The organism is Arthrobacter sp. Y3221157 (genome assembly GCF_059089865.1).
Genome location: NZ_JBNHFD010000033.1, coordinates 1 through 17,514 on the forward strand (window position 1 = coordinate 1; position 17,514 = coordinate 17,514).

The 17,514-nt window shown below is 64.7% G+C and carries 14 protein-coding genes; 10 read left to right on the top strand and 4 right to left on the bottom strand.

Annotation, left to right across the window (positions count from 1 at the left end):
• Positions 1–549 precede the first annotated feature (549 nt).
• The 3 genes from AC5RTT_RS10505 (at position 550) to AC5RTT_RS10515 (ending at position 4,048) form a co-directional block, all read left to right on the top strand.
• Complete coding sequence (locus tag AC5RTT_RS10505; RefSeq protein WP_494124497.1) at positions 550–1,494, top strand: carbohydrate ABC transporter permease; 945 nt, start codon at positions 550–552, stop codon at positions 1,492–1,494.
• Positions 1,484–2,425, top strand: a complete 942-nt coding sequence (locus AC5RTT_RS10510) for a carbohydrate ABC transporter permease (protein WP_009358525.1) — start codon at positions 1,484–1,486, stop codon at positions 2,423–2,425. The genes AC5RTT_RS10505 and AC5RTT_RS10510 overlap by 11 nt, the downstream gene beginning before the upstream one ends.
• Before the next feature lie 267 nt (positions 2,426–2,692).
• Positions 2,693–4,048, top strand: a complete 1,356-nt coding sequence (locus AC5RTT_RS10515; RefSeq protein ID WP_494145140.1) for an ABC transporter substrate-binding protein — start codon at positions 2,693–2,695, stop codon at positions 4,046–4,048.
• A 130-nt stretch (positions 4,049–4,178) separates the two neighbouring features.
• On the opposite strand, the gene AC5RTT_RS10520 is transcribed toward AC5RTT_RS10515, so the two are convergent.
• The gene (locus tag AC5RTT_RS10520) at positions 4,179–5,675 is read right to left on the bottom strand and encodes an HNH endonuclease (RefSeq protein ID WP_494145141.1); all 1,497 of its coding nucleotides are present in this window, start codon (positions 5,673–5,675) and stop codon (positions 4,179–4,181) included.
• 151 nt (positions 5,676–5,826) lie between these two features.
• Positions 5,827–7,845, bottom strand: a complete 2,019-nt coding sequence (locus AC5RTT_RS10525; RefSeq protein ID WP_494145142.1) for a beta-galactosidase — start codon at positions 7,843–7,845, stop codon at positions 5,827–5,829.
• Positions 7,846–8,019: 174 nt separating this feature from the next.
• On the opposite strand from AC5RTT_RS10525, the gene AC5RTT_RS10530 reads away from it, so the two are divergent.
• The 5 genes from AC5RTT_RS10530 to AC5RTT_RS10550 all read left to right on the top strand — a co-directional run bounded on the left by AC5RTT_RS10530 (position 8,020) and on the right by AC5RTT_RS10550 (position 13,221).
• Positions 8,020–9,309: an ABC transporter substrate-binding protein gene (locus AC5RTT_RS10530; protein ID WP_494145143.1), complete on the top strand. Its 1,290-nt coding sequence runs from the start codon at positions 8,020–8,022 to the stop codon at positions 9,307–9,309.
• Positions 9,310–9,356: 47 nt separating this feature from the next.
• A complete protein-coding gene (locus AC5RTT_RS10535; RefSeq protein WP_009356691.1) occupies positions 9,357–10,310 on the top strand; it encodes a carbohydrate ABC transporter permease in 954 nt (317 codons plus the stop codon).
• Positions 10,307–11,224 carry a carbohydrate ABC transporter permease gene (locus AC5RTT_RS10540; protein WP_494145144.1) on the top strand — a complete coding sequence of 306 codons (918 nt, stop codon included), beginning with the start codon at positions 10,307–10,309 and terminating at the stop codon, positions 11,222–11,224. Before AC5RTT_RS10535 ends, AC5RTT_RS10540 begins: the two co-directional genes overlap by 4 nt.
• A gap of 11 nt (positions 11,225–11,235) precedes the next feature.
• Positions 11,236–11,865, top strand: a complete 630-nt coding sequence (locus AC5RTT_RS10545) for a Poxvirus protein I5 (RefSeq protein ID WP_494145145.1) — start codon at positions 11,236–11,238, stop codon at positions 11,863–11,865.
• A gap of 93 nt (positions 11,866–11,958) precedes the next feature.
• Positions 11,959–13,221 carry an MFS transporter gene (locus AC5RTT_RS10550; RefSeq protein WP_494145146.1) on the top strand — a complete coding sequence of 421 codons (1,263 nt, stop codon included), beginning with the start codon at positions 11,959–11,961 and terminating at the stop codon, positions 13,219–13,221.
• 23 nt (positions 13,222–13,244) lie between these two features.
• Here AC5RTT_RS10550 and AC5RTT_RS10555 read toward each other — a convergent pair whose 3' ends face one another.
• Positions 13,245–14,432, bottom strand: coding sequence for a Gfo/Idh/MocA family protein (locus tag AC5RTT_RS10555; protein ID WP_494145147.1), 1,188 nt, complete (start codon positions 14,430–14,432; stop codon positions 13,245–13,247).
• Between the two features lie 319 nt (positions 14,433–14,751).
• A complete protein-coding gene (locus AC5RTT_RS10560; protein ID WP_494145148.1) occupies positions 14,752–15,774 on the bottom strand; it encodes a LacI family DNA-binding transcriptional regulator in 1,023 nt (340 codons plus the stop codon).
• A gap of 146 nt (positions 15,775–15,920) precedes the next feature.
• On the opposite strand from AC5RTT_RS10560, the gene AC5RTT_RS10565 reads away from it, so the two are divergent.
• Positions 15,921–16,268: an L-rhamnose mutarotase gene (locus AC5RTT_RS10565; protein WP_494145149.1), complete on the top strand. Its 348-nt coding sequence runs from the start codon at positions 15,921–15,923 to the stop codon at positions 16,266–16,268.
• Positions 16,269–16,343: 75 nt separating this feature from the next.
• Positions 16,344–17,510, top strand: a complete 1,167-nt coding sequence (gene rhaI / locus AC5RTT_RS10570) for an L-rhamnose isomerase (protein ID WP_494145150.1) — start codon at positions 16,344–16,346, stop codon at positions 17,508–17,510.
• Positions 17,511–17,514 lie beyond the last annotated feature (4 nt).

Here is a 17,514-nt window from a genome sequence, read left to right on the forward strand (position 1 = left end):
ATGGCGCCGTAGTCCGGGAACAGCACGGACTGGCCAGCGACGAACCCGGAACCTGCCGTGGGCAGCGTCATGGTGCCTATCGCGTTGGGGTCGAGGTCCGAAAAGAACGTCGGAGTTGTAACGGTTCAATACTCGCATGGTGGCGGAGGATCCTGCAGGGAACGGCTTTGGCGGTACTGACATTTTTAGAACGAACGTCATGGTCCCGCCCCTTGCTGGTGTTCCTGAGCTGCTGTTCTAGAGTTGAGTGATGCCGGTGACAGAAAACGCTTTCTCAAAAATTAGCAAAGGGCTATACATCAGTCAAGAAACCGTTTACTTTGGTAGCGAGCCGCTTTCATCCAGCACCTTGGGCGGCGCCCGGCAAGGTGTTCCGCAGTTCTTGCGGGGTCGCCTTCGCCACCGGCGCCACAGGTGCCCGCAACCATCGCAGCGCGATGACAAGAACGTGGAGGCCACGATGACCAAAGGAGACCATATGGCCGCGAAGCACAAACCCAGGGCCCTGCGGCCGGCCGCGGCCGGCCCATACCGGCCGGGGAACCTGCAGTGAGCGCGATCAGTGAATTGAGCTCGCTGTCCCGGCGGAAGGGCAAAGCCACCGCCGAGGAAAAGAAGGCGAACGGCCGGGACAATAAGGCCGCGTACATCTTCCTGCTGCCGTGGCTGGTGGGCCTGGTAGCCATCACCATCGGCCCCATGCTGATGTCCCTCTATCTGTCCTTCACGGACTACAACCTGCTCCAGCCGCCGGAATGGACCGGGCTGGACAACTTCACCCGGATGCTGACCGATGCCCGGCTGCACAACTCGCTCGGTGTGACGTTCACCTACGTCTTTGTCGGTGTTCCGCTGCAGCTCGCCGTCGCTCTGCTGATCGCCCTGGTCCTGGATAAGGGCCTGCGCGGACTGCCGTTCTACCGCTCGGTGTTCTACCTGCCGTCCCTGCTTGGCGGTTCGGTGGCCGTGGCCATCCTCTGGAAGCAGATCTTCGGCACCACCGGCCTGGTCAACCAGGTCCTGGCGATGTTCGGCATCCAGGGGCCGGGCTGGATCTCGGATCCCAGCACTGCACTGGGTTCGATCATCCTGCTGCACGTCTGGACGTTCGGCGCCCCCATGATCATCTTCCTGGCCGGCCTGCGCCAGATACCGCACATGTACTACGAGGCCGCCAAGGTGGATGGCGCCACCACGCTCCAGCAGTTCTGGCGGATCACCATGCCGATGCTGAGCCCCATCATCTTCTTCAACCTGGTTCTGCAGATCATCGGTTCGTTCCAGTCGTTCACCCAGGCGTTCATCGTCTCCGGCGGCAACGGTGGTCCTTCGGACTCCACGATGTTCTTCACGCTGTACCTCTACCAAAAGGGCTTCGGCCAGTTCGATATGGGCTACGCGTCGGCCATGGCCTGGTTCCTGCTGGTCATCATCGGCGTCTTCACCGCCATCAACTTCATCGCTTCTAAGTATTGGGTTTTCTATGACGACTAACCTGGAGACGCTGCCCGCATCGGATAAGAAGTCCGGGAATGCCGGTAAGCCTACGAACCACCGCAAGCCCCGCGAGTCCCGCGGGACCCTGGCCTTCAGCCGGGCCCAGCGCGGCAAGTCCCTGATGAAGCACGGCATCCTGATCCTCGCCGGCGGCCTGATGATCTACCCCCTCCTTTGGATGGTGGTCTCCTCGCTCCGCCCCAACGAGATGATCTTCCGGGAGCCCGGCCTGTGGCTGAACAGCCTGGAAATGAGCAACTACACGGACGGCTGGTCCGCCCTGACGCACCCGTTCGGGCATTACATGATCAACTCGGCCATCGTGGTGATCGGCTCGATCCTGGGCAACCTGATTTCCTGCTCCATGGCCGCCTACGCCTTCGCCCGCCTGCAGTTCACGGGGAAGAAGCTGTTCTTCGGCATCATGCTGCTGACCATCATGCTTCCCTTCCACGTGGTGATCGTTCCGCAGTACATCCTGTTCTCGCAGATCGGCTGGGTGAACACCTTCTGGCCGCTGCTGGTGCCCAAGCTGCTCGCCACGGACGCGTTCTTCGTCTTCCTGATGGTCCAGTTCATCCGAGGTATTCCCCGTGAACTCGATGAAGCTGCCCGGATCGACGGCGCCGGCCACCCCCGCATCTTCCTGCGGGTCATCCTGCCGCTGATGGTGCCGGCCCTGGCCACCACCACCATCTTCACCTTCATCTGGACCTGGAACGACTTCTTCGGCGCCCTGATCTACCTCACGGATCCGGACATGTTCACGGTGCCGGTGGCCCTGCGTGCGTTCGTGGACTCCCAGTCCGCAACCAGCTGGGGATCACTGTTCGCCATGTCCATCGTGTCCCTCCTGCCGGTCTTCCTGGTGTTCCTGTTCGGCCAGCGGTTCCTTATCAAGGGCATCGCCACCACGGGCATCAAGTAGCCCCGCGCTGCCGCAGAACCCCAGGACCGCGGTTCTGCACCGGGCGGCGATAAGTCCGATGGCCCGTCCCTGGGGCGGGCCGTTCGACTGTCCTTCCCGGCATCCTGAAACTCTCCGGACAATGCCTTGTATTACAAGTCACACACTTATAGTATTAGGTCCAGAAAGCGTTTTCCCGTCTCAAGGATACGGTTCCTCTTTTCCTGCATAGCGAAACCAAGACCACACAATCCCCAGCACCAAGATCAAAGAAGATCGGAGTACCAAGTGCCGTTTTTCCCCCGTTCTGCATCTGCTGAGAGGCAGGCAGAAAATTCATCCTCCGGCGCAGCCCGCCGCATCCGCAAGACGGGCGTTGTGGCCGCGGTCGCCGCCGTCGTCATGGCCCTCAGTGCATGCGGCGGAGGAGATACCGCGCAAAGTGCCGACGGCCCTGTTGAACTGCGCTTTTCCTGGTGGGGCGGCGACAAACGCGCCCAGCTGACCCAGGAAGCCATCAAGCAGTTCGAAGCCGAGAACCCGAACATCAAGATTAAGCCGGAGTTTGGCGACTGGAGCGGCTACTGGGACAAGCTGGCCACCCAGGTGGCGGCCAATGACGCCCCGGACATCATCCAGATGGACGAGAAGTACATCACCGAGTACTCGAGCCGCGGCGCGCTCCTGGACCTGTCGAAGTACGACATTGACACGTCCAAGCTCGACGAAGCCGCCCTGAACGCCGGCAAGAGCGAAGACGGGCTGACGGGTATTGCCGCCGGCATCAACGCCGCCACCATCCTGGCCAACCCGGCTGTCTTCGAAGCCGCCGGTGTCCCGCTGCCGGATGACTCCACCTGGACCTGGGAGGACTTCGGACGCATCGCCGCGGAAATAACGGAGAAGTCACCGAAGGGCACCTACGGCGCTGCGGCATATGGCACCGATGAGGCCTCGCTGGGTGTCTGGCTCCGCCAGGACGGAAAGTCCCTCTACACGTCGGACGGGAAGCTGGGCTTTGAGCCGGCCGATATCGCCGCCTGGTGGGACAACCTAAAGCAGCTGAGCGAGAAGAAGGCAGTGCCGACCGCATCCGAGGTGGTTGAGGCCGAAGCCGCACCGCTGGACCAGAGCGGACTGGCGACGGGCAAGAACGCCCTGGCCTTCTGGTGGTCCAACCAGGCGCCCGCACTGGAAAAGGCCTCCGGTGGCGACCTGAAGATCCTGCGGTTCCCCACCAAGACCGGTGACGCCGCCGATGCCGGGCTCTGGTACAAGGCATCCCAGTTCTGGTCAGCCTCCTCACGCACCAAGCACCCTGAGGAAGTGGCCAAGTTCATCAACTTCCTGGCGAACGACGTCAAAGCCGGTGAAGCCCTCCTGGCTGACCGCGGTGTATACCCGAACTCCGAAGTCCGGGCAGCCATCGAGCCCAAGCTGACCCCCGCCGACGTCAAGGTGGTCAAGTTCATCGACCAGATCAAGGACGAACTCGGTGAGGCTCCGGCACCGCCGCCAAAGGGCGCAGGCTCCATCCAGGAGATTATCAAGCGGTACACCTCGGAAGTCCTCTTCGAACGGTTGTCCCCGGAAGAAGCAGGCAAGAAGGCCCATGACGAAATGAAGTCGGCCATCAGCAGCTAGACCTCACACCGCCAACACGGCGGCCAGTTGGGTGGATGCCTCCTCCGCCCACAGCGTCCGACGGCGGGTGGCAGCTCCGTCCCGGCAGGAACCACGGGTTCCTTCCGGGACGGAGCTGTTTAAGGCTGGATCACGCCAGCTGGATGACCCGCCCCAGCACCTGGACCGCGTTTTTCACCGCAGCAGGGGGCAATCCCGCTGAAGGTGGTGATAATCCAAGCTCGGGAGTGTGCGTGGCCCACAGATTGGCAGCTGACCATCGTGTTCCCGGCAACGGTGGCGCGGTGGAACTGTAGGTGTGGCCTGTGGGGGTCCGGGTCTGGACAGTGTGCCGGAGGCCGGGCAGCGGGAGTGGTTTTGTCGACCAGCTTAGGGTTTCTTTGGTGAGGTTGCAGGCTTCGCAGAGCCCTTGGCCATTCTTCGCGGTGGTGGTTCCGCCGTTGTGCCAGGCGGTGATGTGGTCGTGGTGGCGGATGGGCGCGTCGCAGTACGGTGTGCGGCAGGTGTCGTCCCGGACCTGGAGGAAGCGTTTGAGCCCTGCCGGGAAGAGCCTGGCCCGGGAGTCCATCGCGACGAGCTCGCCTGTGCCGGGTGTGGTGTAGAGCCGGCGGACCCAGAGGGCCAGGTCTTGCCTGTCATGCGTTTCTGAGCCGGTGCCGGTGCCGGTGCCGGTGCTGGTTTCGGTGTCGGCTGCAGCCGCGTTTGTCCTGCCAGCTGTCCTTGCGCTGAGGAGGAGGGTGCGGGCGGTTTCGGCGGGGATGATGCCGTAGCCGGGGATCCTGGCCGGTTCGCTGTCGCCCTGGAACAGGGTCCGGTCCGTCATCACCAGTTGGACGTCGATGCCGGTGATCCCGCCCGGGGTGCCGGTGACGCGTTCGACCAGGGTGTCGGCCATGACCTGGCCCCGGGTCCGTTCATCCCCTGCGGAGCGGGCGGCGTCGGCCTCCTGTGTCAGGGCGGTGTAGGCGGCCACCCCCTCGTGGACGGGCAGCAGCGCGGTCAGGTAGGTCATGGTGTCCGGAGCCGGCCGCAACGACACTGTCCGCTCCGTCATGGCGTGGGCTGCCCGCCTCGCGACAGAGCGGGGATCGCGCCGGTAGGCCGCGGTGCGGACGGCGTTAGTGATGGCGCGGTCCCCGGCCCCGTCGAAAGTGCCGGTGTCGGCGGCGAGTTCCTCGTCCACCGCTGCCCGGTCCTCGGTGGTCAGGCAAGCTGTCTCTTTCACGAAAAGGGTGGTCCGCCACTCGTTCAAATGCCCGGCCCGGAACGCTGTCAGCGTCCGCGGCATCGCGGTCAGGGCTTTCGCTAGGCCCAGGAGTCTGCCGCCGCGGGCGGGGGATTCCCGCCGCGCCAGCGCAATTTGGGCGGCAACACCCGTGCCCTGCTCCTCGGGAGGGACACCGGCCGCGGCCTGCTCCAGCCGCTGCGACACATCAAAGGCGACAGCGATATCGGCCTGCCGGGCGGCGGCCAGGGACTTCAGATCCTCCAACTGACGCAACTGGTCAATCATCCCGGGACCAGCGGCGGCAACAGGCACGCAGGCGAGCAAGGTAAGCACATCAGCAACAGCCGGGACATCACCGCGCCCCGACCACATCCCTGCCAACGCCCCAACCGCTTCCATAAACAAAGTCTTCCAGCAGGGTGTGACAGTAAAGAGAGGCGCCAGTTTCCGATGTGGAAAACCGGCCAGTACCCCTGCATATGACGCGACGACGGCACCAAGGAAGCGCCGCCGTCGTCATTCATGGCGTGCCAGTCCGAAAGAAGAAGGCTCAGCCCTCCTCGGCGATCACCGCCACTCCGCCTGCAGGCACAATCCCGGAGAATGCATCACCCGTCAGCAGATCCCTTCCCGATGCCTGCACTGAGGCGCCGGAGCGGGTGTGGTTAATCGCGAACAGGAAGCTCCCGCCGTCGGCAGAGCGGCGCCGCACCACCTCCACGCCGGTGTCGGCCACAGCGGCGGGTGCAAGGCCGGAATCGGCAAGGAGCCGGTCCACCACAGCCTCGATGCCGTCCGGGTCGGGGAAAGTGGCCAGGTACCACGCAGCGCCCCTGCCGACAGTCCGCCGGGTCAGGGACGGGACGCCCTCCAGGGGGTATTCGGTAAAAGTCTGAACCGTTTCGGCATCCACAGCGTGCACGTGCTCACTCCACACGGACGCTACGGTGCCGTTGCTCAGCTTGAGCCGGGAACCCTCGAGCAGGGGATGGAACTCCTCCACCCGCACGCCCAGCAGGTCCCGGAAGGCGCCCGGGTAGCCGCCCAGCCGCACGTGGTCCTTCTCGTCCACGATTCCGCTGAAGTAGCTGACCAAAACGGTGCCACCGGAGGCAGCGGCCGCGGCGATATTGGCGGCGGCCTCGTTCGTGGCTGAGTACAGCGTGCAGACGAGCACCAGGTCGTAGTCCTCCAGCCGTGCCGTGGGGTGCACCATGTCAACGGCGACGCCCCGCAGGTACAGCGAGCGGTGGAAGGCGCGCAGCAGGTCCAGGTACCGGACGTCGATGCTGGGCTTCGAATCGATTTCGCTGGCCCACCAGGCCTCGTAGTCGAAGAGAATGGCCACTCTGGTTTCCACCTGTGATCCCCGGACCGGTTCCAGAAGCTTGAGGGCGGCGCCCAGGTCCACCACTTCACGCCAGACCCGCGTGTCGCGCCCGCCGTGCGGCACCATGGCGGAGTGGAACTTCTCCGATCCGGCAAAACTTTGCCGCCACTGGAAGAACATCACAGCGTCCGCCCCGCGCCCCACGTGGGCGAGGGAATTCCGGAGCATCTCGCCCGGCAGCTTCGGCTGGTTGCGCGGCTGCCAGTTGACGGCCGACGTCGAATGTTCCATCAGGATCCAGGGGTCGCCACCGGCGATTCCACGGGTGAGGTCCGCGCTGAACGCGAGTTCGACGTGGCGTTCCGGATCCGCGGCCACCAGGTAGTGGTCGTTGGCAATGACGTCCAGGTCCCTGGCCCAGTCGAAGTAGTCCATGGCCTTTGTGGCACTCGATGCCATCAGGTTGGTGGTGCAGGGAACGTTGGGGGTCACTTCACGCAGGACGGCCACGAGGTCGCGGTAGTAGTCCATCAGGACCCGGGAGTTAAACCGCTGGAAGTCCAGCTGCTGGCCGGGGTTCAGTGTGCTGGGAGCGACGCCGGGAGGCCGGATCTCTTCGAACGATGCGTAGTTCTGGCTCCAGAATGCCGTACCCCAGGCGGCGTTCAACGCCTCGATGCTTCCGTAACGGCGCTCCAGCCACACGCGGAATGCTGCCGCGTCCTCCTCGCCGTAGAACTCGGAAACGTGGCAGCCTAGCTCATTGTCCACGTGCCAGAGTGCCAGTGCCGGGTGGTCCTTGTAGCGTTCGGCCAGCGCCCGGGTGATGCCCTTGGCGTAGCGGCGGTAAACGGCCGACGACGGCGTGTAGTGCCGCCGCGAGCCCGGACCCAGCACGGTTCCGTCAGCCGTGACCGGCAGGATTTCAGGGTGTTTGCGGACCAACCAGGCCGGGGGAGCGGCGGTGGCGGTGGCCAGGGCCACCTTGACGCCGATGCCCGCGAGATTGTCCAGCACCTCGTCGAGCCAGCCGAACTCATACTGTCCTTCAACAGGTTCCAGCAGTGCCCAGGAGAAGATCCCGACGCTGAGGAAGGTCACGCCGGCTTCCTGCATCAGTTCCAGATCCTCCAGCCGCACGCTGACGGGCCACTGCTCCGGGTTGTAGTCGCCGCCGAAGGCGATGCCTTCAACCTTGCTCCAAACGCTGGCCGGGCCGGAAATTGCCTCGATTGTCATGGGACTCCTTTGTCTGCTGCGGTGTGGAACCGGTCGGAACGTCAGATGTTTGGAAAACGCTTGCCCAATTTCTGGAATGCCTATATTGTATCGTTTCAGAAGCCGTGTAAGCCAGCTCACTACTCACGTTGGAGATGAGATCTGGGATTACACACATCGAGCAAGGAGGCTCCCGTGATCAACAGAAGGCATTTCCTCACCACCGTCGCCGTCGGCACTGCATCTGCCGGCGTTCTGGCCGCGTGCGGTACCGCGTCCAGCACTTCGGGGCAGACCGGTTCCGCCGAGAACCCCGTCACCATCAACTACACCTGGTGGGGCAATGATGACCGTGCCGAGCGCACCCGCAAGGCCATCGCCCTGTTCGAGGAGAAGAACCCGGACATCAAGGTCAACGGAAACTTCACCGACTTCGCCGGCTACTGGCAGAAGCGTGCCACCGAAGCTGCCGGCGGCGGCCTGCCGGACGTCATGCAGTGGGACCTGTCCTACCTGCGCGACTATGGCCAGCGCAACCAGCTCCTGGACCTGGACACCGTCAACATCAACACGGACGCCTTCGAGAAGTCCCTCCTGCCCTCGGGCCAGATCAAGGGCAAGACCTACGGCATCCCCACGAGCACCAATGCGTTCGCCGTCTACTACGACCCCGCCAAGCTCGCCTCCCTGGGCATCGCCGAGCCGGACGGCACCTGGACCTACAAGGAATTCAACGAGTTCCTCACCGAAGTAGGGACCAAGAGCAACGGCGCGATCTTCGGCGGCACCGACTACACCGGCGTCTGGTGGATGTTCAACATCTGGCTGCGCCAGAACAACATCGAAGCCTTCACCGCGGACGGCAAGCTCGGCTTCACCAAGGACGACCTGAAGAAGTGGTGGAACCTCACCGCGGACCTGCGCGGCACCGGTGCCATCGTTTCGGAAGAGCGCGTCACCCAGCTGGCACCTAAGTCGCCGTTCGGCTCCAACGTCACGGCCACGGAAGTCACGTGGGACAACTTCATGGCAGGCTATCTCGCTGACAGCGGCGCCAAGGAGCTCAAGCTCGCCCCGGTTCCCTCGGACGACGCGGACAACCTGGGCTTGTTCCTCAAGCCGTCCATGCTGATGGTGGCGAGCGCCAAGACCAAGTTCAAGGACGCCGCTGCCCGCTTCATCGACTTCATGGTCAACGATCCAGAGGTCGGCCAGATCTTCAAGACCTCCCGCGGCGTGCCCGCCTCGAAGACCCAGCGCGACGGAACCACCTTCGAGGGCACCGATAAGCTGGTTGTCGATTACGAGAAGTCCATCGAGAAGTACCTCAAGGACGCTCCCGAGCCGCCCATCGTCGGCTTCGGCACGCTTGAAGCCTCCTTCAAGCGCATCGCCTCCGACCTGAACTTCGGCAAGCTGGACATCAACGGTGCAACCGATGCCTGGTTCAAGGAAGCCGAAGACCTTATCAAGCAGAACGCCTGATCCAGGCCTCCGCCTGATTCTCGCTTCATGACTGACGGATTGAACTCGTGACTCAAAGCCCAACCCTGAGCAGGCGTTCCACGACGTCCGCCCCCGCGCAGCTTCGCAAGTCGAAACAGCGCGGGGCGGACGCCCGCGCCGGCTACACCTTCCTGCTGCCTTGGCTGCTGGGGTTCATCGCCCTCACCGTGGGGCCGATGATCTCCTCGCTGTATCTGTCCTTCACCAACTACAACCTGTTCGAGCCGCCCAAGTGGATCGGCCTGGACAACTACACCACCCTGTTCCAGGACGAACGGTTCCTGCAGTCGGTGGGCGTGACCGTAGGCTACGTGGTCTTCGGTACCCCGCTGAAGCTCGCCGCCGCGCTGGCGGTGGCCATGCTGCTCAACAGCAAGCGCCGCGGCCAGGGCTTCTACCGGTCCGCGTTCTACGCACCTTCCCTCATCGGCGCGTCCGTCTCGATCGCGATCGTCTGGAAGGCCATGTTCGGCGACTCCGGTCCGGTGGATCAGGGCCTGTCCTTCTTTGGCATCAACCTCGGCGGCTGGGTGGGCAACCCGTCCATGACCATGCCGATGTTCATTCTCCTGACGGTCTGGCAGTTCGGCGCCCCGATGGTCATCTTCCTGGCCGGCCTGAAACAGATCCCCAACGAGCTCTACGAAGCTGCGTCCATGGATGGCGCCGGTCCGGTGCGGAAGTTCTTCAACATCACCTGGCCAATGCTCTCTCCGGTGATCTTCTTCAACCTGCTGATGGAAACCATCCACGCGTTCCAGATCTTCGCCTCGGCCTACATCATTTCCAATGGTGAAGGCGGCCCCGCCGGCTCCACCCTCTTCTACACCCTCTACCTGTACCTGCGCGGCTTCAGCGACTTCCGGATGGGCTACGCCTCCGCAATGGCCTGGCTCCTGGTGATCGTGGTGGGCATCATTACCCTGATCTTCTTCCGCACGTCCAAGTCCTGGGTCCACTACAGCGGTGATGCAAAATGACAACCATGGCAACCCCCACCCAGTCCGCCCCGAACGCCTCCGCCCTGGTCTACAACCCCAAATCGGAGTCCGCGGGCGCGAAGCGGGCCAAGAGCCTGGCGTTCCATGCCGTCGCCCTCCTTCTCACCGCGGTGGTGCTTTATCCCGCCCTGTGGATGATCGCCTCCTCGTTCAAACCGAACTCGGAGATCGGCGGTGCGAACACGTCGCTGTGGTCCAGCAACTTCAGCTTCGACAACTTCGTCACGGCGATGGACGGCATCGGCGGCGTGTCCACCCTGCAGTTCTTCACTAACTCACTGATCCTGGCCATCGGTGCCGTGGTGGGCACCATCCTCTCGGCCAGCGTCTCGGCCTACGCGTTCGCCAGGATCAAGTTCCCTGGCCGCAGCATCTTCTTCGGCATGATGATCGCCACCCTGCTCCTGCCGTTCCACGTGGTGATCATCCCGCAGTACATCGTGTTCCAGCAGCTTGGCCTGGTGGACACATACGTGCCGCTGCTGATCGGCAAGTTCCTGGCCGCGGATGCGTTCTTCGTGTTCCTCATGGTCCAGTTCATGCGCAACCTGCCCGCAGAACTGGATGAGGCAGCAAGGATCGACGGCGCCGGGCACGTCCGGATCTTCACCTCCATCATGCTGCCGCTCATGAAGCCGGCCTTGATTTCCACCTCGATTTTCTCTTTCATCTGGAGCTGGAACGACTTCCTGGGCCCGCTGCTCTACCTGAACACCCCGGACAAGTACCCGCTGCCGCTGGCCCTGCGCCTCTTCGTGGACCAGACCCAGTCCTCGGACTACGGCGCCATGATCGCCATGTCCGTCCTGGCCCTGCTGCCGGTGCTGCTCTTCTTCCTGATCTTCCAGCGGTACATTGTTGAAGGCGTTTCCACCCAGGGCCTGAAGGGCTGACGGAGACAGGAATGAGCATCATGGACAGCACCACTCCCGCATCCAGCCGCCACGAGCCCATACCGGTGAACCGGTTCGCGCTGTTCTCCGAGACCCTCCTGGCCGGGCTGCTGGTGCTGGTGCTGTCCATCCCGCTGGTCACCATCCCCGCCGCCTACGCGGCGGGGATTGCCCATCTGGAACGGCACCTCGCCGGCCGCGATGATTCCGTGCGTGGCCTCTGGGGCACCTTCAAGGCTGCCCTGCCCGGCAGCTGGAAGCTTGGACTCCTCACCGCGGCAGCCGCCGTCGTGATTGTCCTCAACCTCCTGCTGGCCTGGGTGGGCCAGCTGCCCGGCCGGGAGGTTGTCCTGCCGGCCACATTGCTCCTGGCCGCCTGCGGCGCCGTCCTGCTGCTGCGCACCACCGCCGCCTGGTCCGACTCCAGCGGCCCGGGCACAGACGCCAAGAGCGCCTGGCGCTCCGCGCTGGAAACCGGAAAGGCGCTGTCCCTCCGTGACTGGTCAGGCTCGCTCCTGCTGGCCGCCGCGCTGTTCGGCGCCGTGGTCTTCGTCTGGATGCTCGTGGCTCTGTTCGTCGTGGTTCCCGGCACGCTGGTACTCGCAGCCGCCGCAGTGAAACTCCGCTCACACCGGGCCTGAAAACCCTGCCTCAAACACCGTTCCGGCGCCGGCTGCCCGCTTGGCGCCGGAACCATTTCCCAGTCTTCCCAGCTATCGAGTTGAGTCCCCGACGTGCCTTCCGAGCGCCCGCGTTCCGAACAGTCCACCCACCCGCCTGAAAGTACCGCCCGCTGGTACCACCCGCTGAAGCAGCACAACTACCGGCTCTTCCTGGGCATGCAGCTGGCGGGCAGCGTAGGCGTCTGGATGCAGCGGCTGGCCCAGGACTGGCTGGTGCTGCAGCTGACCGGGAGCCCGGCGGCCGTGGGCGTCGCCGTCGCCCTGCAGTTCCTCCCCATGCTGGTGGTGGGGCCCCTCGCCGGGCTGGTGGTGGACCTCTACCCCAAGCGCCGGATCATGATGGTCTGCCAGTGCGTGATCGTGCTTCTCGCCCTGGGCCTGGCAGCTTGGGTGGCCAGCGGCTCCATCACCGTTTGGGCTGTATATGCAAGCTGCGTTGCGTTGGGAATCACCGCCGCCATTGACCAACCCGCGCGGCAGGTGTTCGTAAACGAGGTGGTGGGCGACGCCGCCCTCCGGCCTGCCATCGGACTGAACAACGCGCTGGCCCAGCTCGGAGCCATGGCGGGACCTGCCCTCAGCGGCGTACTCATCGCCCAGGCCGGTCCGGCTGCCGCCTTCGCTGCCAATGCCCTGATCGGCGTGCTGGTGCTAGGGCTGATCATCGGCATGCGGACCTCGGAACTTTATCCCGGCACTCCTGCCGAACGGGGCCGCGGGCAGCTCCTCGCGGGTTTCCGCTATGTCCGGGACCGGCCGCGCCTGCTGCTCCTGATTCTGCTGGCGGGGCTCCTGGGTGCTTTCGGCATGAACGGGCCGGTGGTCCTGGCAGGCTTCGCCGACAGGGTATGGCACAACGGCGTGGCGGGCTTCGGCCTGTTCAATACCGTTAGCGCCATCGGGGCCCTCGCCGGCGCACTGCTTGCCGCCCGGCTCAGGAACATGGGGCGCAAGGGCATCGTGGCGGCGGCCGGCCTCTTTGGACTGTCCCAGCTTATTGCCGCCCTGATGCCCAACCTGCTGCTCTTCACGGCGATGCTGGTAGTGGTGGGCCTCATGACGCTCCTCTTCCTCACCAGCGCCGCCACCGTGGTCCAGCTCGAGGCCGGCCCGGCCATCCGCGGCCGGGTCATGGCGCTGTACCTGCCGCTGCTCCTAGGCGGACACGCCTTGGGAGGGCTCCTCGCCGGCTGGCTGACAGAGCAATTCGGAGTGCGCACCGGACTGGTGGTTACAGGCGGGCTGGGCATGCTGTCCGCCGTTGTCGTGGGCCTGCTGCTGTGGCTGCATGGCAGGCGGTCCCGCACGCCGTAAATGCCGCGCCGAAGTAAGGCTAGTCAGGACGCAGGGAGGGCGAACGAAGTAGGGGAGCACCCGGCCCATGGCAGGCCGAGTTCGCTGAAGGTGGCATGCTGCCGGCCGGCGCGTTCCAGTGCGTCCTCAATGTCGACCACCACGGCGTGGGCTGCTTCGCCGTCGCCCTCCCACCGGACATAGGCGCCGTCGATGGGGGCGGGTGCCGGCGCGGTGCGGATGGACTCCAGGACCAGCATGAAGGCCCCGCTGTCCACCGCCGAGCTGAGCAGGGGAACGCCTCGGTGCCGATGCGCCAGCAGGTTCTCGGTGAGGTCGTCCCGGCCAAAGGCCTCCTCCGTGCGGCCGGACGCCGTTTCGATGGTGAGGCGGTCCTCCGTGTAGTGGAAGACCACTGTTCCGGCCGATCCCTGGAGCATCACGTATGGCTCCACGGACTCGGTGGCACAGATGGTGAGGGCGCAGGTAATGGGCAGGCCGGATGCGGTGCGGATCCGGATCACGGAGGTGTCGTCCGATTCGATGTCGTTCGCGCGGTACAGCTCAGTTTCCACCGACGCCACGTCCGCCGTGGTGCGGGCGCCGGCAATCCGCAGCGCGGTTGCCACTGCGTGGGCAAGGGGATTGGTGGCCACCCCGTCCACAACGTCGATGCCGTTGATGCTGCGCTTTCCCGCCCAGCGTGACCGCTTGTAGTACGCCTTGTCGCGCACCCAGCGGCCGGTGGCCGAGATGCCCTGCAGGGTGCCGATGGTGCCCGCCGCCACCAGCTCTTCGATGGCCCGGAGGGCGTGCGAGCCGAGGCTTTGGAACCCGATCTGGACGCTCCTGCCGGAGGTGGCGGCGGCGTCGAGGAGTGTGAAGTAGTCCGCGAGCGAGGCCACCGGCGGCTTTTCCAGGTAGAGGTCGGCTTCAGTGGCCAGCGCGGCGAGTGCCAGCGGGGCGTGGGTTTGGATGGGCGTTGCCACGATGATCACGTCCAGCCCCTGCGTGTCCGCCAGCAGTTCAGCGAGCCCCGGAAAGACAACGGCCGCCGCCGGCACGGAGCCGGGTGCCGGCGGCTGCGGGTCGGCTACGGCCACGAGTTCGACGGCGCCCGCCACCTGGAGGCGTTCAAGGTTGCGGAGGTGGTGGGTGCCAAAGCCGTGGACACCCACGAGGGCCACGCGGGCGGGCGCCCCGTCCTTGCCGGCAACGGCTGTGGAAGGCAATGCTCCCGATGCCCGAGCTCCTTCCGGAGCGTCCGGTACGCGGGCGCCAGCTGGCATTCCCATGGTTCTCCATTCCGCCCAAGGGCATGAGTCGGTTCGCGTCGATGCCCTAGCCTTCGGCAAGCGCTTTCCAACCTCCAGTGTGCGGCATGGTCCCTACTGCCGTCCAGTGATGTAACGATTCAAAATGGCGGTTGACCCTGGCCAATAGGGTGGCCTAGCTTCTGAGAAGCCGACTACCTGCGCCGAACCCATGCACCTGCGCTATCACCTATGGGCGGCCCTAAAGGCGGGTTAAGCCGGCCACCTACCACGGCACTTATCCGGCGGCGGGGGAAGCTGTGCTTTGGCGCACCACCAGTTCGGGGGTGAACACAACGGAGCGGTGGGTGGCGTTTTGCGACTCCACCTCCTCGGACAGCAGTTCGATGGCGGTCCGCCCCAACGCCTCAGTGGGCTGCCGGATGGAGGAGAGTGGAACCACTGCGGAGACGGCGAAGTCGATGTCGTCATAGCCGATCAGCGCAACATCTTCGGGAATCCGGAACGTGTGCGTCATCGTCAGCGACTGCATGACTCCCAGGGCCAGGAGGTCGTTCGCGCAGAAGATGCCCTCCGGCAGATCGTCCCTGCCGCGCTCCACCAGCATGTTGCCCACGCTGCGGCCTGCCAGGACGGTCATGCCCTCCGAGGTCAGCACCTCGAGCGTTGCGCCCGACTCCTCCTTCACGGCCCGCTCGGCCCCCTGCAGGCGGTCGGCCACCTGGCGGATGGAGGTTGCGCCGCCCACAAAGGCCAGCCGACGGCGGCCGGTGTCCAGCAGGTGCCGCGCTGCCAGGTACCCGCCGGCGTCGTCGTCCACTGCAACGGAACTGAACTTTGACTCGTCGGCCAGGCGGTCCACCAGGACGGTGGGCACGCCGCGCTCGCGCAGCAGGTCGAGCCTCTCGGTAACGTCGCCCACAGGCGAAATCAGCAGGCCCTGGACCCGTTGCTCTTGGAACAGGTCAATGTAATTGGCTTCCCGGCCGGCATCGTGGCCGCTGTCGCCCAGCAGCACGGCGCTGCCGTGGAGGGCAGCGGCGTCCTCCGCCGCCCTGACCACCGAGGTGAAGAAGGGGTTGCCGACGTCCAGGACGATCAGCCCCACGGTACGGCTGTGCCCGGCCCGGAGCTGCCTGGCAGCGTCGTTACGGATGAAGCCGAGCTCGTCAATGGCCTTCAAAACCCGTTCCTTGGTGCGCTCGGACACCCGGTCCGGGTAGTTCAGCACATTCGAAACGGTTCCCACCGCCACGCTGGCGTGCGTGGCGACGTCCTTGATGCTGGCTGAGCGGTTCATGATTCTCCGTGCTGCTGGTCCGCGTGCGCTGCATTCCGGTCCATGAACGGCCCGGCCGGAATGCTTGACACCTACTCTGGTTCAAGAGTACTTTGAATCGTAACAATGAAACGATTCAAAGTTATGCGAGTTCAGGAGAGTTCCAGATGAGGGTGTGCTTCCGCTCTTCGATCAAGCCGGAGTTGATCGATGAATACAAGCGGCGCCACGCCGCCGTGTGGCCGGAGATGCTCCGCGCGCTGAAGGATGCCGGCTGGAACAACTACTCCCTGTTCCTGGGGGAGGACGGGCTCCTGGTGGGTTGCGTGGAGTGCGACGACTTCGACGCCGCCCGGGCACGCATGGCCCTCACCGACGTAAATACCCGCTGGCAGGCGGAAATGGCAACGCTTTTTGAAGACTCCGGCCAGGCGCCCGATGAAGGGTTCCAGGTCCTGGAAGAAGTCTTCAATCTCGACAGCCAGCTCGCGGCAGCAGGAACATCCGCTTCCTGAACCGCCGCAAGCGGCAGCCCCGGCAGCGGGGATGCACCCAACAGACCACAGAACAAGACACCGGGAAGAACCATCATGAATGACGTAGCAACGGCGCTGGGCAGGCTCGGGGAGCTTGCCATCGAGGTCCCTTCGTGGGCCTATGGAAATTCGGGCACGCGGTTCAAGGTGTTCGGCACGCCCGGCACCCCGCGGACCGTGCAGGAGAAGCTGGCCGATGCCGCGAAGGTACATGAACTGACCGGCCTGGCCCCCACGGTGGCGCTGCACATCCCGTGGGACAAGGTGGACGACTACGCCGCTTTGAAGGAGTACGCGGCTGGCCTGGGCGTGGGCCTGGGCACCATTAACTCCAATACCTTCCAGGATGACGAGTACAAGTTCGGTTCCCTGACCTCTTCCAACGAGGCGGTCCGTCGCCGGGCCATTGAGCACCACCTGGACTGCATCGAGATCATGCATGCCACCGGCTCGAAGGACCTCAAGATCTGGCTGGCGGACGGCACCAACTACCCGGGCCAGGATGATATGCGCGGCCGGCAGGACCGCCTGGCCGAGTCGCTGCAGGAGATCTACGCCGCCCTGGGCGATGAGCAGCGCCTGGTGCTGGAGTACAAGTTCTTCGAGCCGGCTTTCTACCACACCGATGTTCCGGACTGGGGCACCTCCTATGCGCAGACCCTCGCGCTGGGGGAGAAGGCGTTCGTCTGCCTGGACACCGGCCACCACGCGCCGGGCACCAACATCGAGTTCATCGTGATGCAGCTGCTGCGCCTGGGCAAGCTGGGTTCCTTCGACTTCAACTCGCGCTTCTATGCCGACGACGACCTGATCGTGGGTGCGGCGGATCCGTTCCAGCTCTTCCGCATCATGTACGAGGTGATCCGGGGTGGCGGCTTCGGCAAGGACTCCGGGGTTGCCCTGATGCTGGACCAGTGCCACAACCTGGAGGAGAAGATTCCGGGCCAGATCCGCTCGGTGCTGAACGTCCAGGAAATGACGGCCCGGGCCCTGCTGGTGGACACCGCAGCCCTCACTGAAGCCCAGCGCGCCGGCGACGTGCTGGCAGCGAACGCTGTGTTCAACGACGCGTTCTACACCGACGTCCGCCCGGTCCTGGCTGAGTGGCGTGAATCCCGAGGCCTGCCCGCGGACCCGCTGGCGGCGTTCAAGGCCAGCGGCTACCAGAAGAAGATCAACGAGGACCGCGTGGGCGGCCAGCAAGCCGGATGGGGCGCATAAGAAG